Source organism: Candidatus Manganitrophus noduliformans (assembly GCF_012184425.1).
In the GTDB taxonomy this organism is placed as follows: Bacteria; Nitrospirota; Nitrospiria; order SBBL01; family Manganitrophaceae; genus Manganitrophus; species Manganitrophus noduliformans.
This window is the reverse complement of record NZ_VTOW01000019.1, coordinates 1-1,416: the sequence shown is the minus strand read 5'-3', so window position 1 is coordinate 1,416 and position 1,416 is coordinate 1. Positions and strand designations below refer to the sequence as shown.

1 protein-coding gene is annotated in these 1,416 nt (G+C 56.4%); it reads left to right on the top strand.

What is annotated here, in order from left to right:
- Nucleotides 1–88: 88 nt before the first annotated feature.
- The gene (locus MNODULE_RS24335; RefSeq protein WP_168063799.1) at nucleotides 89–1,363 is read left to right on the top strand and encodes an ISNCY family transposase; all 1,275 of its coding nucleotides are present in this window, start codon (nucleotides 89–91) and stop codon (nucleotides 1,361–1,363) included.
- The last annotated feature ends 53 nt before the right edge of the window (nucleotides 1,364–1,416 follow it).

The window sequence follows — 1,416 nt, the reverse complement described above, 5'->3', positions numbered from 1 at the left end:
TGTAATCCCAAAGAGATAATGTCCTATTCTGCCAAAGTAGAAATGTCCTCTTTACTGATAGACTGTCTGCCCGAATTAGGAGGGCAGGATGGTCGGAGAGGACAAGGAGGTGATGAGTACCAAAGAGCTAAGGCGGCTGAGCGTGGTGAGGCAAGCGATGCAGAAGAAGATGACACAGCGGGCCGCTGGGGAGGCGTTGGGATTGTCAGAGAGGCAACTGCGTCGGCTCATCCGGCGCATACGCGCAGAAGGAGAGGCGGGGATTGCGCATCGAGGGCGAGGCAAGCGGTCGAACCGGGGATTGGCAGCGAAGCGCAAGGCAGAGATTCTGCGACTGTACAAGCGGCAGTATGCTGATTTTGGACCGACGCTGGCTGCGGAGAAGCTATTAGAGCGAGATCAGATTGCGGTCAGTGATGAGACGCTACGCCAATGGCTGCTGGCCGAAGGGATCGATCATTTTAGGCGGCGAGCGCGACCGCATCGGGCGTGGCGGCAGAGAAGATCGCATGTGGGAGAGCTGATCCAGATGGACGGGTCGCATCACCTTTGGTTTGAAGATCGGGGGCCGAAATGCGTCTTGATGGCCTACATCGACGATGCGAGCAGTTGCGTGCAGGCGCGATTCTACGAATACGAAGGGACGATCCCGGCGATGGAGAGCTTTAAGAGGTATGTGAAGCGATATGGCCTTCCCCTGGCCGTCTACGCTGACAAGCATACCACCTACAAATCGCCGGCCGAAGCGACCATCAACGAGCAGTTGGAGGATCGAGCGCCCCAGAGTCAGTTTGAGCGTGCGCTCGGTGAGCTTGGGGTGAAGATGATCCATGCGCATTCCCCGCAGGCCAAAGGGCGGGTCGAGCGACTCTTTAAGACCTTCCAAGACCGTCTGGTGAAAGAGATGCGTCTGGCTGGGATCTCAAGCATCGAGGCGGCGAACCGATTTCTTTTGGAGTATCTGCCGATCTACAACCGGCGGTTTTCGGTCAAACCGGCTCAAGAGGCCAATCTACACCGGCCCCGTCCGGGTCTTCGGGTTCTAGATCAAATCTTATGCATCAAGACAGAGCGTACGTTGCGCCGTGACTTTACCGTGGCCCATGACCGAAAGCTCTATCAGATTGAAGATAACCTTCGGGCGCAACGGGTGACCGTCGAAGAGCGGCTGGACGGATCGATGCGGATCACCCATCAGGAGCGGCGGCTTCGGTATCGGCAGATTACCACCCGGCCGCTGAGGGCCCACGAAACACCGAAATCACCCTCGCAGAGGCCCAGGACCAAACCATCACCGCAGCATCCTTGGAAAAAACATCCCTGGCTGCGAAAGAAAAAAGAGCCCTGCGCTTCGTTATCCTAAAACCGGACATTTCTATCTTGGTAGGATTAGGACATTTCTACTTTGGCTTGACA

What these genes read in the sequence shown, in the direction of transcription:
- MNODULE_RS24335 (WP_168063799.1), top strand. Translation starts at nt 89, where the DNA reads ATGGTCGGAGAGGACAAGGAGGTGATGAGTACCAAAGAGCTAAGGCGG.